The sequence below is a fragment of the Cohnella sp. AR92 genome (assembly GCF_003990975.1).
GTDB lineage: Bacteria > Bacillota > Bacilli > Paenibacillales > Paenibacillaceae > Cohnella.
Genome location: NZ_RZJR01000002.1, coordinates 538,953 through 565,060, shown reverse-complemented (window position 1 = coordinate 565,060; position 26,108 = coordinate 538,953). Strand labels below are relative to the sequence as shown.

Here is a 26,108-nt window from a genome sequence, read left to right as displayed (position 1 = left end):
GTGTATAAAGGACAGGGCTTATCTCCCCCAAGAGTCCACATCGACGGGGAGGTTTGGCACCTCGATGTCGGCTCATCGCATCCTGGGGCTGAAGTAGGTCCCAAGGGTTGGGCTGTTCGCCCATTAAAGCGGTACGCGAGCTGGGTTCAGAACGTCGTGAGACAGTTCGGTCCCTATCTGTCGCGGGCGTAGGAAATTTGAGAGGGGCTGTCCTTAGTACGAGAGGACCGGGATGGACGCACCGCTGGTGTACCAGTTGTTCCGCCAGGAGCATCGCTGGGTAGCCAAGTGCGGGAGGGATAAGCGCTGAAAGCATCTAAGCGCGAAGCCCGCCTCAAGATGAGATTTCCCAATTCGTAAGACCCCTTGGAGAACACGAGGTTGATAGGCTCGGGGTGTAAGCACAGCAATGTGTGTAGCTGACGAGTACTAATCGGTCGAGGGCTTATCCTAATAAGCCAACACAGGCAAGAAGATTCTAATGAACGCTAATTCGTTTCGTATCCGGTTATCAAGGCGCAAGCCTTGGACACCTAAACATGGTTTGGTGATGATGGCAGAGGGGTTCCACGCGTACCCATCTCGAACACGACCGTTAAGCCCTCTAACGCCGATGGTACTTGGACCGCAGGGTCCTGGGAGAGTAGGAAGTTGCCAAGCCAAGAAGAAGAGCACCCAGCAATGGGTGCTTTTTTTGTGCTTTCAATTGGTCTTCGATAGAGGAAATAAAAAAAGAACCCGCAGCAACGGGGCCGCGGGCCAATCCATCTATCTAACAGAAAGGGTCATGAGAGCATCTTATCGCCCATTCCTTAAAGCTTCCTGATGGTATCCTTAGGAATACATGAAATTTGACAGCAACGAAACGTTTTACTTTATCTTGAAGTACGCCGTTATTGAGAAAATAAGGTAGCTGCTTGGAATTGCCTACAAGGGAAGCGGATTCACTCTGTGTGGTTCGCCAATCCTGCGTCAGAATCGTTGACGCGAATGCCCCTTCCCGCTACCATTGTGACCTAATTCAAGGTCAAGTAGAGAAGGGGAGACCAACCATGAGAAAAGGATTCGTATTCATCGTTCTTGCGCTCTTGCTCGTCGTGACAGCTTGCTCTAACGGCAACAACAATTCGAATGCCTCTGAATCCGCATCGCCGTCTTCTTCGGCGCCGGCCTCGTCCGTCGCCGCGCCTTCCGCGGACGCGGAGAAGAAAGTGCCGCGAGTCGCATTCGTGTACATCGGGGAACCGGGTGACGGCGGCTGGACTTATCAGCATGACCTGGCGCGCATTGAACTCGAGAAGAAGTACGGCTTCAAGGCGACGGTCGTCGAGAACGTTCCGGAAGGAGCGGACGCCGAGCGGGTGTTCACCGAACTGGCGCAAAGCAACGACCTGATCATCGGAACGAGCTTCGGCTATATGGATTCGATGGCCAGCGTAGCAAGCAAGTTCCCGAAGGTGAAGTTCCTTCACGCTTCCGGCTACAAGACGGGAGAGAACCTGTCCACTTACGCGGGCCGCGCCTACCAGACGGCTTATCTTGTCGGCGTAGCGGCGGGCAAGATGACGAAGAACAACCACCTTGGTTACGTCGGAGCCTATCCGATTCCGGAAGTCATTTATACGATCAACGCCTTCACCCTGGGGGCTCAAAGCGTAAACCCGGACATTGATGTCAGCGTCGTCTGGTCGAATACGTGGTACGATCCGACCATTGAACGTCAAGCGGCCGTCAGCTTGCTGGATCAAGGCGTTGATGTTCTGGCGAACTACCAAGATTCCCCGGCAGGCATTCAAGCCGCGGCGGAACGCAAAGTGTACTCGATCGGCAACGATTCCGACATGAACAAGTATGCTCCGGACTATTACATCTCCAATACGGTATATAATTGGTTCTCTTATTATGACCGCAACATTCAGGAGATTATGGACGGCACTTGGAAGTCCGAGAGCTATTGGGGCTCGCTGCAAGAAGGGCTTGTCGACCTCGCACCGCTCGGCAAGAACGTTCCGCAGGACGTGAAGGACCTGGTCGAACAGAAGAAGAAGGAGATGGCCGATGGCAAGATCGACGTCTTCGGCGGCCAATTGTTCGATCAGAACGGCAAGGAGATTCATGCGGACGGCCAATCGTTGTCCGATGAGGACATTCTCAATATGAACTGGTTCGTGAAGGGCGTTAAGGGATCCATTCCGAGCTAACGGAGGTGCAAAGCATGCAGAAGACTATCCAGGACCCAGCCCTCTGGAACGAGTGGCACCCGGCAGCCTTATCCGAGGAGATCGGCGAGAACCCGAAAGGGGTAATCGTTCTAGGAGAGAAAGTCGTCTTGTATCGAAGCTCGAAGGGCATAACGGCGATGCGCGACCTATGCATACATAGGGGCGTTCCGTTATCGCTAGGGAGAGTGCAGGAAGATCGGCTCATCTGCGCTTACCACGGCTGGGCATACGACGAGAGCGGGGCTTGCGTCTGCATACCCGCTCTGCCCAAGGGGCAAGCTATCCCGACCAAAGCGAAAACGCCGACTTTCGCTTGCTGCGAGAGCCTGGGGATCGTGTGGGTTTGTCTCGGCGAGCCAAGCCGTCCCACTCCGGTGTACGAGGACTTTGTCGATGCCGAGCTGATCCCGCTGCGGATGGGGCCATACCCGGTTCAGGCGTCGGGTCCGCGGGTAGTGGAGAACTTCCTGGACGTCTCCCACCTGATGTTCGTCCATGACGGCTTGCTTGGCGATCACGACTTCCCCGAGATCGACGATTACTCGATGGCCGAAGAGAACGGCGTCTTCCGTTCGACCGAGATCGCCGTGTTTCAGCCTGACCCGGACGGCCGAGGGCACGGGGTGACAAGCCGGTACACCTACGAGATCTTCACGCCTCTTGGAGTTCGACTGATTAAGACGGCCGATGGAACCGACGAGCTTTTCCACTTGTTCCTGTTCGTTCTTCCGGAGACGGAGACGACGTGCACGGCGTACATGCTGCAGCTTCGCAACTACGGTCATGACATTCCGGACGAGGTGTTCGTCGACTTCCAGAATACGCTGCTCGCGCAGGACAAGGTGATCGTCGAGAACCAGAAGCCGGAGATGCTGCCGCTCGACCTGCAGGCTGAATTGCACCTTAAGTGCGACCGCGTCGCGATTGCCTACAGGCGTAGACTCAAAGAGCTGGGCGTTACCTTCGGCACTGATTAACCTAACCCATCCGAAAAATAAGCCTGCAAGGCCCAAACGGCCTTGCAGGCTTATTGCCATTATCGAAGATTCGGAATCTCGACATTCGGATCGACTTCGGCTTCGTAATCGATGTCGTCGGTCTCGAACCCGAAGAGTTGGAAGAACTCGCGGCGGTAGCCGGCGATGTCGGTCAGCTCGTTGATGTTCTCGGTGGAGAGCTTGTCCCAGATCTCCGCGACTTCCGCTTGAACGTCATCCTGCATCTCGAGATCGTCGACGCGGATGCGGCCGCGGGAATCGACAGCCGCCTCGCCCTCGCCGTATAGACGGGAAGAGAACAAGCGATACATCTGTTCGATGCAGCCTTCGTGGATGCCTCTCTCCTTCATGACCTTATACAAGGCCGAGATGTAGAGAGGAACGACCGGAATGGCCGAGCTGGATTGCGTAACCAGAGCTTTGTTGACCGAGACGAACGCTCGTCCGCCGATGGCGCTCAGCTGCTCGCGGAGACGCGCGGCCGTCGCTTCCAGATCGTCCTTCGCGCGGCCGATGGTCCCTTCTCGGTAAACGGCATGCGTAATCTCCGGACCTATGTATGAGTAGGCGACGGTTGTCGCTCCCTCGCTAAGCACGCCGGCTTCGCTCAGGGCGTCGATCCACATCTGCCAGTCCTCGCCGCCCATGACGGCGATCGTCTGGCGAACCTCGTCTTCCGTTGCCGGCTCGATGGTCGCCACGGATACTTCCGCCGTATGGAAGTTGACCGTCTTGTTGGAGTACGTAGGGCCGATCGGCTTGATTACGGAGCTGAACGTCTCGCCCGTAACCGGATGCGTGCGGCGAGGAGAAGCCACGCTGTAAACGATCAGGTCGACTTGGCCTAACTCGGAGCGGATCAGATCGATCGTCTGCTGTTTGATCGCGTCCGAGAAAGCGTCTCCAACGATGCTGAAGGATTTGACGCCTTCCGCTTGGGCCGCCTGTTCGAAAGCAGCCGAGTTGTACCAGCCTGCGCTTGCGGTGCGGGAGCCTTCCGCCGCTTTGTCAAAGTAAACGCCGATCGTGTTCGCACCCGCGGCGAACGAAGCGACGATACGGGAGGCGAGGCCGTAGCCGGTCGAAGCGCCTACGACAAGCACGTTCTTCGGGCCGGAGATAGCGGGCTGAGTCTTCACATAGTCCACTTGCCTCCGAACTTGGCGCGCGCAGCCTTCCGGATGAGCGGTCGTGCAGATGAAGCCTCTTGTTTTGGGCTGAATGATCATATTAGACATTTCCTTTCTCAGACATTCGGGAATGGAGGTGCCTGTTGCCGTGGCAACCTGATTCTATTTTACCGAATTTTTGTCCAATTGGGAAACGTCTTTCCAACCCTGGGCAAAATCATATAGCCCGCCAAGGAGAGTTCTCCTTCGGCGGGCGAGATCCGAATCCGATGCAACGACTAACGGCGGCCGGCGATTTGCTGTTCCGCCATCTGGACAAGCCTGCGGGTGATCTGACCGCCGATTCGGCCTGTGTCGCGGGTCAGCATATTGCCGTAATAGCCATCCTGCGGAATACTGATCCCGAGTTCCTGAGCGATCTCGAACTTCAATTGTTCGAGCGCCGCGCGAGCCTGGGGAACCACGAGTTGGTTGCGATTGTCTGCCACTTGAATCACCTCCACCTTCTGCCAGTATTATGCGGTGAGCCTCTCCCTCTTATTCATAAACTTACCGGCACCATTCCCCGACCCCCAGTGCTACAATGAATAGATCAATCCCAATAGGAAAGGACGGGGAATTTATGTTTCTAGCTCCTATGCTGACGGGCCGACAAGAGTCCCCGTTCGTAGACGATCGATACATAGTCGAACCTAAGCTGGATGGACAACGGCTCATTCTCTCCATGGAACACGGGCACTTGCGAATTTACTCCGCCCATGGCTTCGATCTGACTTCCCAGTATCCCGAATTCCACTGGCTCCCCGTAGCGGATAACGAAGATGTCGTTCTGGACGGAATCGCGATTGCGGTAGACCCCGAGACCGGGCGAGGGAACCCGGATTGGTTAGCCAAGCGATATCGAATGAGCAAACAGATGGACATCAAGGAAGCGTCGATGCGGAATCCGCTGCACTGCTTCGTCATCGATATTCTGCGCTATAAAGGCGAAGACATTCGCGAGCGGCCGCTTGCGGAGAGGAAGGAGCTTCTTAGCGAGGCGATGGAGAGCAATCTTCGCTTCAGCCGTATCCCTTACATCGACCATCCAGACAGGGGGCTGACCGATTCGCTGCGCGGCAGTTCGATGGAGGGACTTGTCGCCAAAGACAAGAGGAGCGCGTACCGCAGCGGGAAGAACGATAGCTGGCTGCTGATCCGCAACTATCGCTACTTTAACGCAAGAATAGCCGGCTATCGGAAAAATCAGTTCGGATGGCTCGTCGAGAGTGGGGAGGAGTGGCGAAGCATCGTGACGGATTCGGTTCCCGCGGCCTATCGCCAGGCGTTCTACGGAATCGCCAAGTTACTTGTAACCGGGGAAGATAAGGATTACGTTTATGTTCGGCCGGAGATAGAAGCCTGCTTAAGATACGCGAAACAACGCCCGGACGGAACTCCCTTTCAGCCGGAGTTCGTCCGGTTCGTCGTCTGATCCTTCCTATACCGAGATCGCGCTGAGAGGAGCCGGGGCTGCGCTCTCTTTGACTTCCATTCGGCTTGTCCCGCGGAATACTCCGCCGGGTTCGACAGCCAGTTCCTGAGCTTGCAGATCGCCGTGCAGCACCCCGGATTCTTTGATCAGCAGCTTGCCTTTGGCGGTAACGTTGCCGGTGATGGTACCAGCCAGGAACACGTTGCGCGCCGTGATATTGGAATGAGCCGAGCCCTTCTCGCCGATCGTCACATCCCCTTCGCACTCAATATCTCCAATGATCTCGCCTTCGAGGCGAATGCTGGCGTGCGAAGTGATTTTCCCTTCGAAGACGCTTCCTTCCCCGATCAACGTATCGGTCTTGCTCGGATCTGGCTTCGATTTCTTGCCCATCATGGGGAATCCTCTCCTTCATCATCAATAATCGGCAAATAAGGCATGGGGTCGATCTGTTTGCCGTTCAGATGGACCTCGTAGTGCAGATGGGGCCCTGTGCTTCGGCCGGTATTGCCAAGCAAGCCGATCAGATCGCCTTTCTCGACCTTATCGCCGACCTGGGCAATCCGCTTGCTCAAGTGCATGTAACGGGTCAATAGCCCGTCGCCGTGTTCGATCTTGATGTTATTCCCTTCCTCCCCGTCCCGCTGCGACCAGATCACGGTTCCATCCGCCGTCGCATAGATGGGATCGCCGATGTCTCCCGAGAAGTCGATTCCCGCATGGTATCGAGCCCGATGCGTAAAGGGATCCAGCCGAATGCCGAACTTAGAGGTGATGTCGCGGCTGTCCGTCGGCCAGATGCTGGGAGTGGCTTTCTGCTTCTCTTGGACAAGCTGGACGTTCTCCTGCATGTTCTCCAGCCTAATCTCAAGCGCACTCAGCGCCGGAGAGAGGTTCTGGAACTTTCGTTTCGCGGAGTCCAGGTACTGCTGGAATTCTTCGTCCGTCGCGGGGATCTCGACGCCGCCCTTGCCGATATCGGAGAGGGATGACTCCTTGAGAGACAAGGCGGAGTCGCTCCACTCGCTTGCATGGACTTCATCCGATTCGCCAACGGGAAGGCCCATCAGCTCACGGACTTGGCCCTCCAGCCGATCCATCTCGGCGAGCTTCTCATGAATGCCGGCCGCTTGCTCGGTGAGTCCGACGATTTGGGTCTGCAGGTAATCGATGCTGGTATCCTTATCCTGAAGAATCTCTTCATATCTGGAAGAAGAGGCATTCATCTTCTGCTGGAGACGAGAGAGCTTGTCCGCATTGTTGTCGAAGTGGCGATAGAGAACGAGGCAGGCAGTCAGCAGAAAAATCATTAGGATGGGAACCAGAGTGAGGCAGAGTGGGATAAGATAGGATGGAACGGCGATTCTCTGCACCGGACGGCTCGCATCCGGGATAATGACAACCGTATACTTGTTACGGCTCCATCTCATGTCGATCCTCCTGTCTTCATGAGCTATGGTCACAGATAGGTTCGACAGTAGGGGAGAAAATCCCTTTGGAAACTAGCAAATTAATGCCAAAATTCTGAATAAAGTAAAAAAAGCCCGTCATTAGACGGACTGATCAGGCAATGGCTATCGTTTGGCGGCTTTCTTGCTCTTCTGATGCCGATTCCAGCCGAGGAACGTCATAACGGCGCCCGCAACGGTCAGAACAATGCCGACGGTCGGATTGACCATTAGGATATCGATAATTCCGAAGATAAGAACCATTAAGCCTAAGACGGCGACTTGCAGCGGATTGGATTTCATGGAGCACCTCTTGTTTTCTTTCTATTCTACCGCAAGGCGCTTCTTGATGATAGAAAATCTTACATTAAATCGGCATCCGGAATGATTTTCTCACGAGGGGATAGAGCCACTTCACGCCGCTTGGAGTCAGAGTATCCGCTGCCAAGTGGGATAGATAACCTGCCGTCGCGACGGTCGCGATTCCTTCGACCTCTAGTTGATTCTCCAATCCTCGCGCGATCAGCCACCACGCGGCGACCGCCCATACCGTATGGGTAAGCCCGCGATGAGGAAGCCACGGCGCCACGGCGACGAATACGCCGAACCCCATCAGCCAATTCCACCCGTTCGTCCATCCGGCGTACAGCAGACCGATTCCGCACAGGCTGACCAGCGCGTTGCGAAGGGCTCCTTCTTTCATGACAAGCCCGAGCAGGACAAGAGAGCCGGTTAGAATGGCGTACTTCGGATAGAACGTGTGCTCAGTAAAATAGAACGACGCAAGTATAATGGCGGACAAAACTCCGGTCCATAGCGCCGATTCCCGAATCCAGTGCGAGAGCTTTCCCAGCTTGCTGCTAAGCATGCTGGTCCCGTCGAGGTCGGCGCTAAGGGCGGATATGGCAGCTACGGCCACGTAACAGACGGCGTCCTGTAATTCGAATGGATAATAGACGGATGCCACCGCTCCGATCGCCGTCCCGATGGCAAGATGAGTCGAGCCTTTCATGCAATTCCTCCCCGTTGACTGACAAAGCTGATGGGTCCCATATAGGGAACGTATGTTTGCCGAGTCTATTATACACGGGTTGGGCTCTTGTTGCCATTAGACAGAGACGGAGGGCAGGGAGTTGCCGGTCTTCGCCGGAATGGATGCACACTCGGCTTTGTTCAAATATTTCTTGCCTCTCCAGCGCCATAGAGAGAGAGCCCCGCGAACATATTCATCCGCGATCATGCAGCAATAGATTCCGATAAGGCCCCAGCCGAGCTCGATGCCGAACCAATACGAGCAGAAGGTAGCGATCAGGCCGAGCGATCCCAGCGAGATATACATCGTAAACCTCGTGTCGCCGACCGCGTTCAAGGCGTTCCCAAGCGCCATATTGAGCATTTTCGCAGGCTGCAGCAGCAGGTTGAGACCGAGCAGGGAGACTCCCATCGAGACGATCTCCGGATCCGAAGTGAAGAAGCCGAGCATCTGCCTCCCCGACAGGTAGAGCAGAAGAGCATTCGCCATCACGAGCAGGAGCCCGAGGCCCATCGCGCGGTAAGCGGCCGAATAGGCTTCTTTGGTACGAGATTCTCCGAATAGATAGGCGATCCGGATCTGCACCGCCAAAGCAAAAGCATAGCCCAGCATAAAGCAGAAGGATTCCAGCGTATTCATGTACGTTCGGGCAGCCAGCTCCTTGGGGCCAAGCATCGCCAGGAAAGAATAGATCGCGAGCTGAGAGAACACCCAACAGGACATGTTGATGCCAAGAGGCCAGCCGATTCGCAGGATCTCCTTAAACAGCTTGGAGTCGAATCGAAGGTAATCGCGCAGCCGGATCGTCCTCTCGAAGGAGTGGCGGAACATATAAAGAAGAATGACGACCGACAGAAGCCTGCACGCGTTATCGGATACCGTTACCCCGGTCAGTCCCCACTCGGGAAGCCCCATTTTGCCGAAAATCAAGCCATAGTTCAGGACAATATGCAGCAGGTTGATGATAATCCCCGTGTACATCGGTCCGCGAGTGTTGCCGGTATTCCGAATCGAGGTGCTGAGCGCAGCCGTCATCGCAGCTAGGAACATGCCGCCGCCGACATAGGAGATATAAGTGTCCGAGAGCGGCCACAGATCCTCCGACAGATTGAGCAGCTCCGCGATCGAACGGGACTGGGTGAAGAGTAGGACGCTGATTACCAGGCCGATCATGGTGCTGACGGTGACCGCCATAATCGCCAGCGTGCGCGCGTCCTCCTGGCGCTTGGAGCCGAGCCTCTGTGCAATCAGGATTCCGGCCCCTCCGGCGATGGTCATGAACAGAGTCGTTAACGCATTGAACAGCTGGTTGGAGAAGCCGACGACGGCAACCGCATCATCGGAGATGCGGCTCACCATGATAGTGTCCACCGTTCCGAGCATGGTTTGAAGAAGGACTTCGATGAAGACCGGCCACGCGAGCGCCCACAGGGTGAATTTGCGGTCTAGTGATTTCATGATTCAAACCCCCACGATGTCAGTAAGCAATGTGATAAAATAAAGAGGAAACAATGCGATTATAGATGGTATACGGAGTTCGGTGTGTCAATTTTCCAACGGATACTTTCAATATTCCAACTTTATCGAGAGGGAGAGGGTTATGAATCTGCTCCAATTCACCATGCCTCCGCTGCCTTACTATATTGCAAGCGGATACATGATTTCGCAGCCGGGAGAGAGACACGTTGCCCGCAAAAACATCGAAATCTTCGACCTCCTGTTCGTCACGGAAGGCTGTCTCTTCATCGGGGAGGAAGAAAGGAGCTACGACGTAACGGCAGGGCATGCTTTTATTCTTAGGCCGGATGCCTACCATTATGGAAGCGCGGGCTGCGCGGAAGAGACGAAGTATTATTGGCTGCACTTCCATACGACGGGGGGCTGGCGTGCGATTCTGCCTTCCGAGACGGAGGATCCTTCGGAGCTTCATGCGGATACGAGCATGGATGCCTTCGCTCCCCCTACGTTCCCGCTCGTTCTGCCTCAATTCGCCAAAGTCGCGCATCCCGGCAAGATGGAGGAGACGATCTGCCGCCTGATCGACCTGGGACCGAGCGCGCATCGCAGCACGACACGCTTTGAGCAGCAGGTCGCGTTCCAAGAGCTGATCGAGCTGTTGGCGGAATCGACAGGGGCGCAGCGCTCCTCGCCGGGAAGGACATGCGCCGAACAGGCGGCGGCTTACTTGCGGGAACACTATCGGCGGGAGATCACGGCCAAAGAATTAGGCGAGAGCTTGAGCTTCCACCCCGTGTATATCGCCCGATGCATGCAGCAGGAGTACGGCTGCCCCCCGATGGAATATTTGCTAAGGTATCGGATCGAGCAGAGCAAGCTTCTCCTGCTGCAGACGGATATGACGATCGCTCGAATCGCGGAGGAGGTCGGCTTCAACCAAGCTGCCTATTTTAGCTCCTGCTTCTCCAGGATCGAAGGGATATCCCCGAGAAGGTATCGGAAGCAGTATTTCTAATAGAGCTTCTAATAGAATCGCTAAATAGATGACCCCATCTACCGCTCCTTATGGATCGATAGATGGGGTCTGTTTATTTGGCGATCCGCATGGGGGAGGCGCGGAAAGATGCGGGAACGAGGCGAATGAAAGAACACTTGCCAATTGAGAATCCATAGAATAGAGCACCGATCGTCAAGATGACAAGCCGTTCCGCATTAGAGGGAGAGCCGTAATTAAGGTTTAAAGAATAGTAGGTCGTCTGGATCGAGTCGGGATGAACTTTCATTCATTCCAAACAGGCGGTGATAAAATGTCAATTAACGATTTAATCGTCAACGGCGGATTCGAGACCGGCTCTTTGACTTCCTGGGGCAGCTCGAACGTTACCGTTACGGGAGTCTTCTGCCATACGGGGGTCTATTGCGCGAACATGGGCTCCGGACTGACGTCCTCGTATCTGTATCAGCTGGTACCTGCCGATGAACTGCAATCCTATCAGCTGCTTATCTCGGTCAGCAAGTCCAGCGGCACCGTCGGACCCGCAATGGTGGGTACCGTCAATTTCTATGATGCTCAGATGAACTTGCTCGGTGTAGGGCTGTCTCTTGGCATCTCCACGAGAATTCCTCTCGTGACGAACAATGAATGGATTGAGGCTTACGATACGACAACGCCGGCTCCTGCCGGAACCACGCAAGCGTTAATTATCATCCAGAAGATTGCGCTGGCCAACTCGTCCACTTTATATGTGGACGATATCTCCTTCCTGGCTTCGAGCGGAGGCGGAGGGATTGGCCCGACCGGCCCTACTGGCCCAACCGGTCCGACGGGAACTGGAGCAACGGGAGCAACGGGCCCGACCGGCCCGACCGGAGCGGGTGGAGCAACGGGAGCAACGGGCCCGACCGGCCCGACCGGAGCGGGTGGAGCAACGGGAGCCACAGGCCCAACTGGGCCAACGGGAGCGGATGGGGCGATTGGAGCAACAGGCCCAACCGGACCGACTGGAGCGGATGGGGCAACGGGAGCAACAGGCCCAACTGGCCCGACCGGAGCGGATGGAGCGATTGGAGCAACGGGCCCGACCGGCCCGACCGGAGCGGATGGAGCGATTGGAGCAACGGGCCCAACCGGTCCGACAGGAACGGATGGTGCAACGGGAGCAACGGGGCCGACAGGTCCGACCGGAGCGGATGGGGTGACTGGAGCAACAGGCCCAACCGGCCCGACCGGAGCGGATGGTGCAACAGGAGCCACAGGACCGACTGGCCCGACCGGAGCGGATGGAGCGATTGGAGCAACCGGCCCAACCGGTCCGACAGGAACGGATGGTGCAACAGGAGCAACGGGGCCGACCGGCCCGACCGGAGCGGATGGTGCAACAGGAGCCACAGGACCGACTGGCCCGACCGGAGCGGATGGAGCAACGGGAGCAACAGGACCGACTGGCCCAACCGGAGCGGATGGAGCGATTGGAGCCACGGGACCGACCGGCCTGACTGGAGCGGATGGAGCCACGGGACCGACTGGGCCGACTGGAGCGGATGGGGCGATTGGAGCAACAGGACCGACCGGCCCGACTGGAGCGGATGGAGCAACGGGAGCAACAGGACCGACTGGCCCAACCGGAGCGGATGGAGCGATTGGAGCAACGGGCCCAACCGGACCGACCGGAGCGGATGGGGCGATTGGAGCAACAGGCCCAACCGGCCCAACGGGAACGAGTGTGACGGCGACATACTCCTACGCGGAGAATACGAGCGGAGTCATCGCAGTTGTTGTTGGCGGTACGGATATACCGCTTCCTAACAACCAGAACATCGGATCCGGCATTACGGTCGATGGCACGAACACGGTCTTTACGGTGGGAGCGACGGGTAATTATTACGTTGCCTATTCCATCAACACGACAACTGCTCTACTCGTGTCTGCTCAGGTCTTAAGGAATGGTTCGCCTGTGCCTTCGACGGTGTTCACATCCACGTTATCTTTATCCTCTTTTAACGCGGAAACCATTCTTTCCCTCACAGCCGGGGATCAGCTTCAACTTCAACTATTCGGTCTGTTGGGGACGGCAACCCTATCTTCTCCAGGCGCTTCGCTGATCATTATTCGGCTAAGCTAAGTCTTTCGGGCTGGAGGCGGGCTTTACCATGACATCAATGACGGATTGAATGAATAGGCTGACAGGCTTCTCCCTACCTGCATGCAGGAGGAGGGGCTTGTTCGCCTATTTTCATATCAACAGGAGGGTGGTGATCCAAATGTCCCTGAACAATCTTGTACTGAACGGAGGTTTCGAGACGGGGGATTTGTACAATTGGGGAAGCTCCAATGTCACGGTGACCAACCAATTTAGCCACTCCGGTTTCTATAGCGTCGATATGGGCTCCGGACCATCTTTTCTTTTCCAATTCGTTCCGGCTTCTCCTGGACAATCCTACGAACTATTCCTTTCCGTGTCTAAATCCGGGGGGAACACGGGGCCATCGGCAGTAGTCTATGTAAATTACTACGATTCCGGCTTCAACCTCCTGGGTCAGGGCTTGTTGCTACCAATCTCCATGAGGCTGCCTATCGTTAGCGCAAATGAGTGGCTTGAGCTTTATAGCACAGTATCGGCGGCTCCCGCCAACACGACACAAGCCCTTATTTTCATTCAGAAGCTGGAGGTTCCGAATTCAGGGGACTTCTATTTGGATGATGTCGCTTTATTGGCGGCGACAGGAGGATCCGCGGGTCCGACGGGGCCAACTGGACCGACCGGACCGACAGGGGCACAAGGTGTGACAGGTCCGACTGGGCCGACTGGAACCCAGGGAGTAAGAGGTCCGACAGGCGCTACCGGAGAACAAGGATTTACCGGACCAACAGGTCCAACCGGAGCTCAAGGAGTGACGGGACCTACTGGACCGACTGGAGCGCTAGGAGTGACGGGACCGACAGGACCGACTGGGGTACAGGGCTCTACGGGACCAACAGGTCCAACGGGAGCGCAAGGAGTGACCGGGCCAACAGGTCCAACCGGAGCGCAGGGCATAACCGGTCCAACAGGTGCAACAGGTGATCAAGGAGTAACGGGACCAACAGGTCCAACGGGAGCACAAGGTGTGACCGGGCCAACGGGACCAACTGGAGCGCAAGGCGTTACTGGACCAACAGGCTCGACGGGAGCACAGGGCGTTACCGGCCCAACGGGTGCAACAGGTGATCAAGGTGTGACGGGACCAGCAGGCTCGACGGGAGCACAAGGCGTTACCGGTCCAACGGGCGCAACAGGTGATCAAGGTGTGACTGGACCAGCAGGACCGACTGGGGCACAGGGTGTTACGGGACCAACAGGTCCAACGGGAGTACAGGGCATAACCGGTCCAACAGGTGCAACAGGTGATCAAGGGGTAATGGGGCCGACTGGTCCAACTGGGGCACAGGGTGTTACGGGACCAACAGGTCAAACGGGAGCACAAGGTGTGACCGGGCCAACGGGACCAACTGGAGCGCAAGGCGTTACTGGACCAACAGGCTCGACGGGAGCACAAGGCGTTACCGGTCCAACGGGTGCAACAGGTGATCAAGGTGTGACTGGACCAGCAGGACCGACTGGGGCACAGGGTGTTACGGGAACAACAGGTCCAACGGGAGCACAGGGCGTTACGGGCCCGACAGGGGCGCAAGGAGTGACCGGGCCAACAGGTCCAACCGGAGCGCAGGGCATAACTGGTCCAACAGGCGCAACAGGTGATCAAGGGGTAACGGGGCCGACTGGTCCAACTGGAGCGCAAGGCGTTACTGGACTGACAGGCCCGACGGGAGCACAAGGTGTAACTGGACCGACCGGTGCGCAAGGTGTGACGGGACCGACAGGCCCGACAGGGGCGCAAGGAGTGACCGGGCCAACAGGTCCAACCGGAGCGCAGGGCATAACTGGTCCAACAGGCGCAACAGGTGATCAAGGGGTAACGGGGCCGACTGGTCCAACTGGAGCGCAAGGTGTGACGGGACCGACAGGCCCGACAGGGGCGCAAGGAGTGACCGGGCCAACAGGTCCAACCGGAGCGCAGGGCATAACTGGTCCAACAGGCGCAACAGGTGATCAAGGGGTAACGGGGCCGACTGGTCCAACTGGAGCGCAAGGCGTTACTGGACTGACAGGCCCGACGGGAGCACAAGGTGTAACTGGACCGACCGGTGCGCAAGGTGTGACGGGACCGACAGGCCCGACAGGGGCGCAAGGAGTGACCGGGCCAACAGGTCCAACCGGAGCGCAGGGCATAACTGGTCCAACAGGCGCAACAGGTGATCAAGGGGTAACGGGGCCGACTGGTCCAACTGGAGCGCAAGGTGTGACGGGACCGACAGGCCCGACAGGGGCGCAAGGAGTGACCGGGCCAACAGGTCCAACCGGAGCGCAGGGCATAACTGGTCCAACAGGTGCAACAGGTGATCAAGGGGTAACGGGGCCGACTGGTCCAACGGGAGCGCAAGGCGTTACTGGACCGACAGGCCCGACGGGAGCACAAGGCGTTACGGGCCCGACAGGGGCGCAAGGCGTGACCGGGCCAACGGGTGCAACAGGTGATCAAGGTGTGACGGGACCAGCAGGACCGACTGGAGCACAAGGTGTGACCGGGCCAACAGGTCCAACCGGAGCGCAGGGCATAACCGGTCCAACCGGTGCGACGGGACTGCAGGGAGTAACGGGACCGACAGGCCCCACCGGAGCGACGGGACTGCAAGGTGTAACGGGACCGACAGGCCCCACCGGAGCGCAGGGCGTAATAGGCCCAACGGGAGCAACAGGTGACCAAGGTGTTACTGGCCCAACGGGAGCAACAGGTGACCAAGGTTTTACTGGCCCGACCGGCCCAACCGGTGCGACGGGACTGCAGGGAGTAACCGGCCCAACGGGTCCAACCGGAGCGACGGGACTGCAAGGCGTGACCGGCCCAACGGGTCCAACCGGAGCGACGGGACTGCAGGGAGTAACCGGCCCAACGGGTCCAACCGGAGCGACGGGACTGCAGGGAGTAACCGGCCCGACAGGCCCAACGGGAGCAACGGGACTACAGGGAGTAACAGGCCCGACGGGCCCAACCGGACCGACCGGCCCGACCGGCCCGACCGGCCCGATCCAGCAGCTATTCAGTGCGGCGAATGCCGGTGCGGTATCTTTAACGGCCGGCACTCCTTCGACAGTGATCAGCGTATCCGGGGTCCCGCTCGCGAACGGCAACAATGTCAAAATCGATTATGCGGTCCAGTTCAACGTGACGGTTACGGCGTCGGTCGGCGGAAACCTCACGGCAACGTTCGCCCTCCTTCGGGATGCGACTACGCTTCAATCCGTTCAAATGGTGCTTCCTTCCGGCTTGCTGGCGCTTAATGCGGTTATCGATTTTCCGGTGGGCTATACGTTCGTGGATTCGATTACCGCCAGCAGCACGAGCACCTACTCGGTTCAAGTTACCTATTCGATCTCGGGACTCACCGTTGCGACGGTCACGGTAACGAACCGAAACCTGAACCTTATCGTTTACTAAGTACGAACGGACAGGCGGGCATCGGAGAACCGGCATACTCTGAGATGAATCAAGCAAATCGAACAGGAGGAACCCTGATTGCCTACCGTCAGCTTGTGCATCATCGTGAAGAACGAAGAAACAACGCTCGGTCGATGCTTGGAATCGGTGCGGGGAGCGGTCGATGAGATTAACATTCTCGATACCGGATCGACAGACCGGACCGTCGAGATAGCTAGACAGTTCACGGAACGGGTTTACTATTACGAATGGCCGGACAGCTTCGCCAAAGCTCTGAACAAAGCGTTCTCCTATGCTACGATGGACTATATCCTTTACATGGATGCCGACGATGTGATGCTTCCCAAGGATCGAGACGCCTTCCTCGAACTCAAGGATAATCTGGATCCGAGCATCGACGTCGTCTCCATGTTCTATGATTACGGAACGGACGAATACGGCAACGTCTCCTTGCGGTATCGTTACAATCGGCTGGTTAAACGGTCGCGCAATTTTCAATGGATGGGCGACTGCCATCAATACCTTGCCGCGAGCGGCAACACCCTGAATTCGGACATCGCCATCACCCACCGCAGAATCAAGCATTCCGTCGGCCGCACCCTGAATCTTTTTCGCAAAAAGCAACAAAGAGGAGAAGAGTTCGACGCCAGAGATTACTTCTACTACGGCAACGAGCTCAGGGAGAACGGGCATTATGCCGAGGCGATCGACGCTTACCGGACTCACTTGGCGCGAACGGATGCCTGGGTCGACGATAAGATTTATTCCTGCATCAACAGCGCCGATTGCCATCGCTCTCTGAACGACCGCGGGAGCGAACTGGCTATGCTGCTGAAGTCCTTCGAATACGGAACTCCCCGCGCGGAGGCTCTCAGCCGAATCGGGGATCATTTTACCCATGCGGGTCAATACAAGACGGCTGCGTACTGGTATGAGCTGGCGCTTCGAACGAAGCCCGATCCCGACCAGTGGAGCTTCAGCTATCCCGCCTATTACACGTGGTATCCCCATCTGCAGCTGTGCGTCTGCTACTACAAGCTTGGCGATCTGAAGGCTTCCTACGACCATAACGAAGAAGCTCGCAAGTACCGTCCGGACGACTCCAGCGTGAAGCATAACCGGAAGTGGCTTGGCGAGCGTCTGGGACTGGCGCAGGACTAGAGGTTGGCTCGGCCTTGCCGTTGGTGTATCATGAGACGCAGATGAAACGACGCAGAAATCCTAAACTAATCGCAAAAGAGGTCATACCCATGGTCAGATTCGGCGTTATCGGCACCAATTGGATTACGGAGGCGTTCCTGAAGGCGGCCCGGCAAGTGGAGGGATTCGTTCTCGAAGCCGTTTATTCCCGCACGGAAGAGAAGGCGAAGGAATTCGCGGAGAAGCACGGAGCGGCCCATACGTTCACGGATATGGAGAAGATGGCGGCAAGCGGCACGATCGATGCGGTCTATATCGCCACTCCGAACAGCTATCATGAGCAACATGCGACTCTGTGCTTGAATCACGGGCTCCATGTCTTGTGCGAGAAGCCTCTTGCTTCCAACGCGGCGGAGATTCGGAGAATGACGGAAGCGGCGAAGAGGAACGGCGTGCTGCTCATGGAGGCGTTAAAATCGACCTTGCTGCCGAATTTCCAAGCGATCGCGGAGAGTCTTCCTAAGCTTGGCAAGATCCGTCGCTATTCCGCAAGCTATAATCAATACTCCTCCCGTTACAATGCATACCGCGAGGGAACGGTGTTGAATGCCTTTAGACCCGAGTTCTCGAACGGAGCTCTGATGGATCTTGGCATCTATTGCGTCTATCCGGCAATCGTTCTATTCGGCAAGCCTCAAGGCGTGAAAGCGAACGGCATGCTGCTCGATTCGGGCGTTGACGGGGAAGGAAGCCTGCTCCTGCAATACGAGGAGATGGAGGGAGTCATCCAATATTCCAAGATCACCAACTCCGTTCTGCCAAGCGAGATCCAAGGGGAAGAAGGAAGCCTGGTCATCGACAAAATAAGCACGCCGGAGCGGGTGGAGATTCATTATCGCGACGGTAGGAAGGAAACGGTGTCCGTTCCCCAGCATGAGGACAACATGAAGTATGAGCTCGAGGAGTTCCTGAAGCTCATCGCAAGCGGAGAGCTGGAATCGAAGGTTAACTCGCACGCTCACTCGCTCGCCGCCATGGAAGTCATGGACGAAGCAAGAAAGCAGATGGGGCTGGTTTATCCGGCGGATCTGCGTTCCTAATCGATAAGAAGACGATGGAGACTGTCGCTTCCCTCACCGGGGACACGCGCCAGTCTTTTTTCTATGGGAATAGACGGCTTCGAATAATCGCTAGAATGGGCTCATATAGTAGTAGGAAATCGGACAAGATCACTAGCGTCTATAGGAAGGTGATTGTATGAATACTATCGATGGAGCAGCCGCCATCCAAGGAATAGGAACCGCCGTTCCCCCGTATCGCCTTGAGCAAGCCGAAGTAGCGGAACGACTGTCCCGAGCTTTCGCGGGGACGGATACGGCCCGCTGGGCACGAAGGATATTTAAGCAAGCGGGAGTCGACAGCCGTTATACTTGCGAGCCTAACCTATTGGAAGAAGCCGAGCTTTGCCGTTACGTGGCGAGCGGAGATCGACGGGAAGCCCCTACCACATCGGAGCGGATGAAGCTGTATGAGAAGGAATCGGTCAGCCTTGCGGTTGAAGCGGCGAAGAGGGCTCTGGCCGATGCCGGTACAAGCCCGCACGAAGTGACTCATCTGATCCCCGTCAGCTGCACGGGGATGTTCCTCCCCGGCTTGGATGTCGCGCTTGCAAGGCGGCTGCAGCTGAACGCGGGCATCACGCGCATACCGCTTACTTTCCTCGGATGCGCGGCCGGTTTATCGGCTATTCGATTGTCCAAAGCGCTTCTTGACGGAGACGGCGGAGGCGTGGTTCTTATCGTCTGCGTGGAGCTTTGCACGCTTCATCTTAAGCCGACGGGGTCGCGCGAAGACCTGTATGCGTCGGCTTTCTTCGGAGACGGGGCTTCCGCATGCGTCGTGTCCAGAAAGCAAGGAGGCTGGTTCGAGCTTGGGGACGGCCGAACGGTCATCCTTCCCGACACCGAAGAGGAGATCTCGTGGAGGCTTGGGTCCTTTGGATTCGACATTCATCTGTCACCCCACATTCCGAAGCGGATCGGCGAATCGATTCCCGATTATCTTCGCGGCTGGTTAGGCTCCGTAGAAGATGTGAGACTGTGGGCAATCCATCCGGGGGGAAGAGGGATCGTGGATGCCCTGGAGAACGCATTGCCCCTGACGGCGGAGGATACCTTGGCGAGCCGAGCGGTGCTGCGGAATTACGGGAATCTGTCTTCGGCAACCTTGTTGTTCGTCTTGGACCAATTAAGAGCTCTAATGAAGGAACGGAATGAAGCGGAGCCTCAGGGGGGAGTCGCGCTCGCCTTCGGACCCGGCGTGAGCGCGGAGATGCTCAGAATTACGTATCAACCTCGAAAACCGGGTATTCGAGTGGAGACGGCTCCGGAAGCTCTGGCAGGAGCTTACGGCCGGGACGCCGGATGAGCTGGTTGCTTGCAGAGCGTTCCGAACGTCCGGAGCTGATGGACGACTTGAACCAAGGCGGAGAGGAACTGCGCGAAGCCCATCGTCATCTTCGCCGATTGAACCGCCTGTTCGGGGCGGCCGGACCGGCGCTTTACGGGGTCCGCATGCTGTGGGAGGAGGCGGGCCGGCCGTCAGTCTGGACTCTCCTCGACGTAGGCGCCGGCTCGGGCGATGTGAACCGGGCGCTTTTAAGCTGGGCGCGCCGGCAGGGGATCGATCTGACGATTCGGCTGGTCGACCGGACAGAAGAAGCGTGCTCCGAAGCGAAGAGGTTATACCGCGAGGAACCGCGGGTTCAGGTCGTTCAAGCCGACCTGTATGCACTTGAAGGACCGCAAGCCGATGTCGTGACTGCCAGCCAGGTGGCTCATCATTATTCCGACGGAGAGCTGGAGGAGCTTCTTCGCAAGCTGCTAGGGATCGCGAGATGCGGCGTCGTTCTATCGGACATCCATCGGAATGTGGTTCCATGGCTCGCCGTATTTGCGGCGACGCGCGTGATCTCACGCAACCGCTATATTCGCCACGACGGCCCTTTGTCCGTAGCGAAGGGCTTCCGGGCAGCCGATTGGCACCGCCTGAGGAACCGTCTTGGCGCGGTTACGCTGCGGTATTCTTGGCGTCCGCTTTACCGGTATGCGGTATGGATTCGCCAGTAGAGGAGCGGATTCCATGAACAAACAAGGCTTGTTTGACGTTATCGTGCTCGGAGCCGGGATCGCCGGCTCCAGTCTGGCGTATGCGCTTGCCAGGCGAGGATGGTCTGTCCTGCTGTTGGATCGACGAACGGGACCGGTACACAAAGCCTGCGGGGAATTTCTGTCTCCGGAAGCCCGCTCTAGCTTGCGTTCGCTGGAATTGGAAGATACGGTCGATCGGCTTGGAGCGGCTCCCATTCACCGGGTACAGCTGCACTCGGCACGTCCGTCCATGCTGGAGTTTAACCTGAAGGCGCCGTCGTTCGGAATAAGCCGCAGGCTGCTCGACGAAGCGCTTCGGCAGGCGGCGGTGGAAGCCGGAGCCGCATGGATGGGCGGAACCGCGGCTCTCTCGGTCGAACTGGAGAAGGACCGTTATCGCGTCCGGGTTCGCCTCGGCCATCAGGAGGAAGCTTGGCTGCAAGCCAGGACCGTATTCGGAGCATGGGGGAGGAACGGTTCCGCCGCTCTCAAGGGGAATCGGATCTCGCGGAAGAAACAAGCGTTCCGGGGAGTCGGCTGGAAGATTCACTCGAACGGAATGGAGAATCGCCAAGCCGTGGAGCTTTATTGCTTCAAAGGCGGATATATCGGCTTATCGCCGATTGGCGGCGGTCTCATGAATGCAGCGGCGCTGGTGGAGCAATCCGTAGCAAGAGAAGCGCCGCGAGGCCCGCTGGGCTGGCTGAAGCTTGCCGCGGAAGGCAACCCGGCCTTCGCTTCGCGGTTCGAAGGAGCGGAGCCGATTCTTGAAACGGAGCAGGCCGCCGCTCCGATCCGGACATCGGAGCAAGCGGTTGCTTGGCGAGAGTATCCGCTCTTAGGCGATGCCGCTTTGGTTATTCCGCCGCTATGCGGGGACGGGATGGCCATGGCGCTTCGTTCGGCGGAGAGGAGCGTGCCTCTGGCGGATGCCTACCTCCGGGGGGAGATCGGGCTCGAACAATGGAAGAAAGCGTATCGTCGCTTGGTTAGCAAGGAGATGGCACGTCCCGCCAGATGGGGGAGATGGCTTCAAGCCGGATTGATTCGTCCTACCGCGGCGGGAATGCTTATCCAATTGGGCTCGGCTTCTCCGCGGCTGGCCCAAGCCGCATTCCGCGCCACTCGGCTTGCTATGCCGCCCGTTCCGACATGATTCGTCTCTCGGCATGGATCTTCCGCCGCTCCGGCTCGATTGTGCTGGGCTGGCTTCTTCTATTGTTGATCGCAGGAGGGTATGCAGGCCGCTTGCACGAGGTGCTGCAAGGACCCGGATTAACGACGAACGGCTTAAGCGAGCAGGCGGAGAAGCTAAGGGGGGTTACCGGAGACGCGGGGGGAGAACCGATCATCCTGCTGTTCGAGAACGGACTCGGGTCTCCCGCCGCTTCCTTCAAGGCTTCCGTCGATAATAGCCTCGATCGGCTCCCTCCGCTTCCTGGTCTCGTTCGACTGGAGAGGAAACAGCCGCTGGCGGAAGCGGCGAACGGCCGCTACGAAGCGGTTATGCTATCTTTCCGGCAAGCGGAACACGAGCTGGGACCGATCTTGAACCGGCTTCGTATCTGGCAAGCGGAGCAGGAGAAATCCGCCGCCGGCCGGATCCGGATTACCGGACAAGCCGCCGTGCAGCAGGACGTGAATGAATCCAGCCGGCTGGATATTCGGCAAGCGGAGAGAATCGGGCTGCCTCTCGCTTTCCTGATCCTCTGCTTAACCCTTAGGGGCGTGCTGCCGGCGCTTATTCCGATCGCGGCGGGCTTGGTTTCCGTTGTCTTGGCATCGGCTATCCTGTTCGGCGTCGGGCATGGCTTGGAGCTCTCCGTCTTCGTGCAGAGCGTCGTTCCCATGGTCGGGCTTGCTTTAAGCATCGATTTTGCCTTGCTGCTTGTCAGCCGCTATCGCGAGGAGCTTCGGCGTTTGCCGGCACAAGAGGCACTCGCGGCCGCGATAGGAAGCGCGGGCCGTTCCATCATCCTCTCCGCTTTATGCGTGCTGGCCGGTCTGGGCAGTACGCTATGGATTCGCCTCCCCGTGTTCAACAGCGTCGCCGTCAGCGCAATGATCGTGCTCATGATCGCGGCTATCGCTTCGTTAACGCTTGTTCCGGCTTTGCTGGCTCGAATGGCATGGCGAGCCGAGCCGGCAAACGCAGATCGGCGGCATCGATTCTGGCGATTATGGGGGAGCTGGGTGCTAAGAAGGCCGATCAGGCTGGCCGTAGCCGGCTCGTTTCTTTTCCTCTTGTGCGTCGTTCCGGTCATTCGGCTGGAAGTCGTCATTCCGAATGCGACCTCGCTTCCGGAGGAGAAAGAATCCAGGCAAGCGGCGGAGCTGTTGAACGAATGGTTCTTGCCTCCTTCGTCAACCTCCATAGAAGTCGTGGCGCAAAGCCGCCATGCTGCATTAGATGAGATAGAGCGGTCGGAAATAGAACGGTTGTATCGAGAGGCGGAACAGGATTCGCGGGTATGGTTCGCTTCGCCGCCTTCCTTCAAGGAAGGACGTAAGACGGCAACCATGTCCGTATGGCTTCGTGGCCAAGAAAGCTCTCCCGAAATCGCCGAATGGATGGAAGAGATGCGGAATGCTTCTAATAAAGTCGATCTTATTCTGGCAGGCAAAGCCGTGGAACGGCAGGAGATCATGGGGGAGATCGAACGGGGGACATGGAAAGCCATTCCGACGCTTCTTCTGTCCAATTATCTGCTCCTGCTGATCGCGCTTCGTTCTCTGGTCATTCCCTTCAAAGCGGTTCTCATGAACGCTCTTACGATCGGCGCGTCGTTCGGAATCGTCGCTTGGGTATTCCGGGAAGGACGGCTCGGAATGCCGGAGGAAGGCGTAGCGGTTGTCGTCCCCGTCTTCGTCTTCGGCCTCGCCTTCGGCATCAGCATGGATTACGGCGTGTTCCTACTGATGCGAATCGCGGAGGTCTACCGTTCGACGCGCAGCAACGATCGGGCGATCCTTGAAGGACTCGTTGCGACGGGACCCGTTATCAGCTCCGCCGCTGCGATCATGACGGCAGTGTGCTTGCCGTTCGCTTGGGGGGACGTGGCCGGCGTCAGGCAGCTGGGAGTGGGACTGACGGCTGCGGTAGTCTTGGACGCCACTCTCGTGCGAATGCTTCTCGTACCCGCGTGGATGAAGCTTCTCGGCCGCTTGAATTGGCTATTATAGGGTATGAATATTAAGAGTAGATAAAATGCGCGCTTAGGCATAAGTTTCTTTTTGACAAATGTTTTTTTCAGTAGCATAATGGTGTCTATCAAATGTTCGCCTACGAGTAATCAGCTAAGAAAAGTCGTTAAGATCAGGCTGTACATCCATTCAGCCTGTTTTTGATGCGTCCGAAAGGAAGGGGATCGATATGGCTTTATTCAGAGAATTAAAGAGCAAGCTGTTTATTTTCTTCACCGTTGTCTTGATTCTGAAGGGCGCTTTGGCCTGGTTCGTCGTATTCGACGACGGCCCTTCATGGATGACTCTGCTTACGGAAATTCCGTTCTTCTGGGTCGTCTTCTGCTTTATCGAGTGGTTCGCAACGAAGAGGAAGATCTTATACTACATGATCGCGAACTTCCTAATAACGCTGCTTTATTTCGCAGTCCTCATGTACTACAAGTATTATGGCATCATCGTGACTTATCATGCCCTCAGGCAAGCGAGTAAGGTAACGGAAGTCGGCGAGAGCACTTATTCCTTGATGGATCCGTATTACCTGCTGATCTTCATCGATATCATCATCTTCGCGTTCTTCATGTTCCGTCCGAAGAGCATCGCCAAGATGAAAGCCATCGGCATGCATCGTACGAACCGCCGCGTTCTGCTCGGCGCATTCGTCCTGTCCCTCGCGCTCTGCATCTTCAACATCTGGCCGAATCACGCCAGCATGAACGAGACGAAGAAGGCCGAAGGAATGGGCATTCTTAACTACGAAGTGTACACGATCGTCAACGACACGACGAAGGAAGAGGAGATCGTTCCGAAGGAAGAGATTACCCAGGATTCCATCAACCAGCTCAAAGGCATCACGGAACCGGCTAATCCGCAATACTTCGGCGCGGCCAAAGGCAAGAACTTGATTATCATTCAGATGGAGTCGTTCCAGAACTTCCTGCTTGGACTCAAGGTCGACGGGCAAGAAGTAACTCCTAACCTGAACAAATTGGCGGGCGAGAACTTCCACTTCACGAATTTCTACACGAGCGCCGGCGCCGGTACGACTTCCGATGCCGAGTTCACCGTCAACACGTCCTTCTATGCGCCGAAGAACGAACCGGCGGTTCAGAACTACGTGAAGAAAGCCATGCCGAGCCTTCCGAAGCTGCTCAAGGCGAACGGATACTCGACGGCGACGTTCCATACGAATGAAGTCAGCTTCTGGAACCGCAAGGAATTGTACAGCTCCCTGGGCTTCGAGAAATATTACGACAAGAGCTTCTTCGGCGACGCCGATGCCGATCACGTTGCCTTCGGCGCATCCGACGAAGTCCTGTTCACCAAGACGATCGAGGAACTCAAGAAGATGGACCAGAGCGATAAGCCGTTCTACTCGATGGTCATCTCGATGAGCGCCCACCATCCGTTCAACCTTCCGGAGAGCAAGTACAAGATGACTCTGCCTAAGGAAATGGAAGGCACGCTCGTCGGCGATTATATCCGTTCCCAGAACTATGCCGACTATGCGATCGGCCAATTCATCGATAACCTTAAGGCGAGCGGCCTGTGGGACGACAGCGTTATCCTGTTCTACGGCGACCATCAGGGCGTCATCAAGTTCTCGCTTGGCGATGACGAGAAGAAGATCCTGAAGGACCTGCTTGGCCGGGATTACGATTATACCGAGATGTTCAACGTTCCTCTTATCATGCATGCGCCGGGCGTTACTTATCCGAGCGAGCTAAAGAATACAGGCGCGGAAGTGGACGTTACTCCTACGGTCGCGAACCTGCTTGGAATCTCGATGGATAACCAAATTCACTTCGGCGAAGATTTGCTGAATCAAACGACGAATCTGCTGCCGACGAGACACTTCCTGCCGTACGGATCGTTCTTCAACAGCCATTATCTGTACATTCCGGGCATCGACTATGCGGACGGCATGAACTACGCGATCGAAGACAACAGCGAATCGACCACCGGTTCGACAGAAGAACAATATTACAACGCGCTGAAGCTGTCGCAGCTGTCTGACAGCTACATCAAGCAGCTTCCGGAGAAGGAACCTGTTTACCCGGTAAGCGCGGCGGAAGAATTGAAGGCTAAGGATCAATCGCAAGAGCAAACGCAGGATCTACAAACCCAAGATCAACAAAAGCAAGGCCAATAAGCGCAAGATCATTGAGATCAGGATCAATAAGCGAAAGATCGGTTAGCGCAGGACCAATGAGTCCGAGATCAATACGAACCGTCAAGAACAATCTCCGGAGCCGCTGGCTTCGGAGATTGTTCGCGTTATAGCGATACTAGGAGGTATAATGCTTACATATTGACCCGGCGAGAGGAGAGGGGAT

Annotated in this window: 20 protein-coding genes and 2 rRNA genes; 15 read left to right on the top strand and 7 right to left on the bottom strand. The window is 56.9% G+C overall.

Going from position 1 to position 26,108, the window contains the following annotated elements:
- The 4 genes from ELR57_RS28030 to ELR57_RS04815 all read left to right on the top strand — a co-directional run.
- Positions 1-453: ribosomal RNA gene (locus ELR57_RS28030) — 23S ribosomal RNA — on the top strand; the annotation flags it as partial.
- 90 nt (positions 454-543) lie between these two features.
- A 5S ribosomal RNA gene (gene rrf, locus ELR57_RS04825) occupies positions 544-660 on the top strand.
- A gap of 392 nt (positions 661-1,052) precedes the next feature.
- On the top strand, positions 1,053-2,201 hold the full coding sequence (locus ELR57_RS04820; protein WP_126957785.1) for a BMP family ABC transporter substrate-binding protein: 1,149 nt from the start codon (positions 1,053-1,055) through the stop codon (positions 2,199-2,201).
- A 14-nt stretch (positions 2,202-2,215) separates the two neighbouring features.
- Positions 2,216-3,199: an aromatic ring-hydroxylating oxygenase subunit alpha gene (locus ELR57_RS04815; RefSeq protein WP_126957783.1), complete on the top strand. Its 984-nt coding sequence runs from the start codon at positions 2,216-2,218 to the stop codon at positions 3,197-3,199.
- Between the two features lie 59 nt (positions 3,200-3,258).
- On the opposite strand, the gene fabV is transcribed toward ELR57_RS04815, so the two are convergent.
- A complete protein-coding gene (gene fabV / locus ELR57_RS04810; RefSeq protein WP_126957781.1) occupies positions 3,259-4,449 on the bottom strand; it encodes an enoyl-ACP reductase FabV in 1,191 nt (396 codons plus the stop codon).
- A 179-nt stretch (positions 4,450-4,628) separates the two neighbouring features.
- Complete coding sequence (locus ELR57_RS04805; RefSeq protein ID WP_126957779.1) at positions 4,629-4,838, bottom strand: alpha/beta-type small acid-soluble spore protein; 210 nt, start codon at positions 4,836-4,838, stop codon at positions 4,629-4,631.
- Between the two features lie 134 nt (positions 4,839-4,972).
- Between ELR57_RS04805 and ELR57_RS04800 the strand changes: the two genes are divergently transcribed.
- The gene (locus ELR57_RS04800; protein WP_158629933.1) at positions 4,973-5,824 is read left to right on the top strand and encodes an ATP-dependent DNA ligase; all 852 of its coding nucleotides are present in this window, start codon (positions 4,973-4,975) and stop codon (positions 5,822-5,824) included.
- 6 nt (positions 5,825-5,830) lie between these two features.
- Here the strand turns inward: ELR57_RS04800 and ELR57_RS04795 are convergent, their stop codons facing one another.
- The 5 genes from ELR57_RS04795 to ELR57_RS04775 form a co-directional block, all read right to left on the bottom strand.
- Entirely contained in the window at positions 5,831-6,220 is a 390-nt protein-coding gene (locus ELR57_RS04795; RefSeq protein ID WP_126957775.1) for a bactofilin family protein, read from the bottom strand.
- Positions 6,217-7,254 (bottom strand): peptidoglycan DD-metalloendopeptidase family protein, encoded by a 1,038-nt coding sequence (locus ELR57_RS04790; RefSeq protein WP_126957773.1) that lies wholly within the window; start codon positions 7,252-7,254, stop codon positions 6,217-6,219. The genes ELR57_RS04795 and ELR57_RS04790 overlap by 4 nt, the downstream gene beginning before the upstream one ends.
- A 144-nt stretch (positions 7,255-7,398) precedes the next feature.
- Complete coding sequence (locus ELR57_RS04785; RefSeq protein WP_126957771.1) at positions 7,399-7,575, bottom strand: TRADD-N-associated membrane domain-containing protein; 177 nt, start codon at positions 7,573-7,575, stop codon at positions 7,399-7,401.
- A 64-nt stretch (positions 7,576-7,639) separates the two neighbouring features.
- Positions 7,640-8,284 carry a metal-dependent hydrolase gene (locus tag ELR57_RS04780; RefSeq protein ID WP_126957769.1) on the bottom strand — a complete coding sequence of 215 codons (645 nt, stop codon included), beginning with the start codon at positions 8,282-8,284 and terminating at the stop codon, positions 7,640-7,642.
- A 96-nt stretch (positions 8,285-8,380) separates the two neighbouring features.
- Positions 8,381-9,763, bottom strand: a complete 1,383-nt coding sequence (locus tag ELR57_RS04775) for an MATE family efflux transporter (RefSeq protein ID WP_126957767.1) — start codon at positions 9,761-9,763, stop codon at positions 8,381-8,383.
- A 142-nt stretch (positions 9,764-9,905) separates the two neighbouring features.
- Between ELR57_RS04775 and ELR57_RS04770 the strand changes: the two genes are divergently transcribed.
- The 10 genes from ELR57_RS04770 to ELR57_RS04725 all read left to right on the top strand — a co-directional run bounded on the left by ELR57_RS04770 (position 9,906) and on the right by ELR57_RS04725 (position 25,924).
- Positions 9,906-10,778 (top strand): helix-turn-helix transcriptional regulator, encoded by an 873-nt coding sequence (locus ELR57_RS04770; RefSeq protein WP_126957764.1) that lies wholly within the window; start codon positions 9,906-9,908, stop codon positions 10,776-10,778.
- Positions 10,779-11,070: 292 nt separating this feature from the next.
- The gene (locus ELR57_RS04765) at positions 11,071-12,885 is read left to right on the top strand and encodes an NTTRR-F1 domain (protein ID WP_126957762.1); all 1,815 of its coding nucleotides are present in this window, start codon (positions 11,071-11,073) and stop codon (positions 12,883-12,885) included.
- Between the two features lie 49 nt (positions 12,886-12,934).
- Complete coding sequence (locus ELR57_RS04760) at positions 12,935-16,300, top strand: NTTRR-F1 domain (RefSeq protein WP_370452204.1); 3,366 nt, start codon at positions 12,935-12,937, stop codon at positions 16,298-16,300.
- Positions 16,301-16,378: 78 nt separating this feature from the next.
- A complete protein-coding gene (locus tag ELR57_RS04755) occupies positions 16,379-17,461 on the top strand; it encodes a glycosyltransferase (protein ID WP_126957758.1) in 1,083 nt (360 codons plus the stop codon).
- An 89-nt stretch (positions 17,462-17,550) separates the two neighbouring features.
- Entirely contained in the window at positions 17,551-18,540 is a 990-nt protein-coding gene (locus tag ELR57_RS04750; RefSeq protein WP_126957756.1) for a Gfo/Idh/MocA family protein, read from the top strand.
- A 157-nt stretch (positions 18,541-18,697) separates the two neighbouring features.
- Positions 18,698-19,867, top strand: a complete 1,170-nt coding sequence (locus ELR57_RS04745; protein ID WP_126957754.1) for a type III polyketide synthase — start codon at positions 18,698-18,700, stop codon at positions 19,865-19,867.
- A complete protein-coding gene (locus tag ELR57_RS04740) occupies positions 19,864-20,568 on the top strand; it encodes a methyltransferase domain-containing protein (RefSeq protein ID WP_126957752.1) in 705 nt (234 codons plus the stop codon). The genes ELR57_RS04745 and ELR57_RS04740 overlap by 4 nt, the downstream gene beginning before the upstream one ends.
- Before the next feature lie 13 nt (positions 20,569-20,581).
- Positions 20,582-21,745: an NAD(P)/FAD-dependent oxidoreductase gene (locus tag ELR57_RS28210; protein WP_158629932.1), complete on the top strand. Its 1,164-nt coding sequence runs from the start codon at positions 20,582-20,584 to the stop codon at positions 21,743-21,745.
- Complete coding sequence (locus ELR57_RS04730; protein WP_370452206.1) at positions 21,742-23,772, top strand: MMPL family transporter; 2,031 nt, start codon at positions 21,742-21,744, stop codon at positions 23,770-23,772. The genes ELR57_RS28210 and ELR57_RS04730 overlap by 4 nt, the downstream gene beginning before the upstream one ends.
- Positions 23,773-23,962: 190 nt before the next feature.
- Positions 23,963-25,924 (top strand): LTA synthase family protein, encoded by a 1,962-nt coding sequence (locus tag ELR57_RS04725; RefSeq protein WP_126957746.1) that lies wholly within the window; start codon positions 23,963-23,965, stop codon positions 25,922-25,924.
- Positions 25,925-26,108: the final 184 nt, after the last annotated feature.

What these genes read in the sequence shown, in the direction of transcription:
- ELR57_RS04820 (WP_126957785.1), top strand. Translation starts at nt 1,053, where the DNA reads ATGAGAAAAGGATTCGTATTCATCGTTCTTGCGCTCTTGCTCGTCGTG.
- ELR57_RS04815 (WP_126957783.1), top strand. Translation starts at nt 2,216, where the DNA reads ATGCAGAAGACTATCCAGGACCCAGCCCTCTGGAACGAGTGGCACCCG.
- fabV (WP_126957781.1), bottom strand. Translation starts at nt 4,449, where the DNA reads ATGATCATTCAGCCCAAAACAAGAGGCTTCATCTGCACGACCGCTCAT.
- ELR57_RS04800 (WP_158629933.1), top strand. Translation starts at nt 4,973, where the DNA reads ATGTTTCTAGCTCCTATGCTGACGGGCCGACAAGAGTCCCCGTTCGTA.
- ELR57_RS04795 (WP_126957775.1), bottom strand. Translation starts at nt 6,220, where the DNA reads ATGATGGGCAAGAAATCGAAGCCAGATCCGAGCAAGACCGATACGTTG.
- ELR57_RS04790 (WP_126957773.1), bottom strand. Translation starts at nt 7,254, where the DNA reads ATGAGATGGAGCCGTAACAAGTATACGGTTGTCATTATCCCGGATGCG.
- ELR57_RS04785 (WP_126957771.1), bottom strand. Translation starts at nt 7,575, where the DNA reads ATGAAATCCAATCCGCTGCAAGTCGCCGTCTTAGGCTTAATGGTTCTT.
- ELR57_RS04780 (WP_126957769.1), bottom strand. Translation starts at nt 8,284, where the DNA reads ATGAAAGGCTCGACTCATCTTGCCATCGGGACGGCGATCGGAGCGGTG.
- ELR57_RS04775 (WP_126957767.1), bottom strand. Translation starts at nt 9,763, where the DNA reads ATGAAATCACTAGACCGCAAATTCACCCTGTGGGCGCTCGCGTGGCCG.
- ELR57_RS04770 (WP_126957764.1), top strand. Translation starts at nt 9,906, where the DNA reads ATGAATCTGCTCCAATTCACCATGCCTCCGCTGCCTTACTATATTGCA.
- ELR57_RS04765 (WP_126957762.1), top strand. Translation starts at nt 11,071, where the DNA reads ATGTCAATTAACGATTTAATCGTCAACGGCGGATTCGAGACCGGCTCT.
- ELR57_RS04760 (WP_370452204.1), top strand. Translation starts at nt 12,935, where the DNA reads ATGAATAGGCTGACAGGCTTCTCCCTACCTGCATGCAGGAGGAGGGGC.
- ELR57_RS04750 (WP_126957756.1), top strand. Translation starts at nt 17,551, where the DNA reads ATGGTCAGATTCGGCGTTATCGGCACCAATTGGATTACGGAGGCGTTC.
- ELR57_RS04745 (WP_126957754.1), top strand. Translation starts at nt 18,698, where the DNA reads ATGAATACTATCGATGGAGCAGCCGCCATCCAAGGAATAGGAACCGCC.
- ELR57_RS04740 (WP_126957752.1), top strand. Translation starts at nt 19,864, where the DNA reads ATGAGCTGGTTGCTTGCAGAGCGTTCCGAACGTCCGGAGCTGATGGAC.
- ELR57_RS28210 (WP_158629932.1), top strand. Translation starts at nt 20,582, where the DNA reads ATGAACAAACAAGGCTTGTTTGACGTTATCGTGCTCGGAGCCGGGATC.
- ELR57_RS04730 (WP_370452206.1), top strand. Translation starts at nt 21,742, where the DNA reads ATGATTCGTCTCTCGGCATGGATCTTCCGCCGCTCCGGCTCGATTGTG.
- ELR57_RS04725 (WP_126957746.1), top strand. Translation starts at nt 23,963, where the DNA reads ATGGCTTTATTCAGAGAATTAAAGAGCAAGCTGTTTATTTTCTTCACC.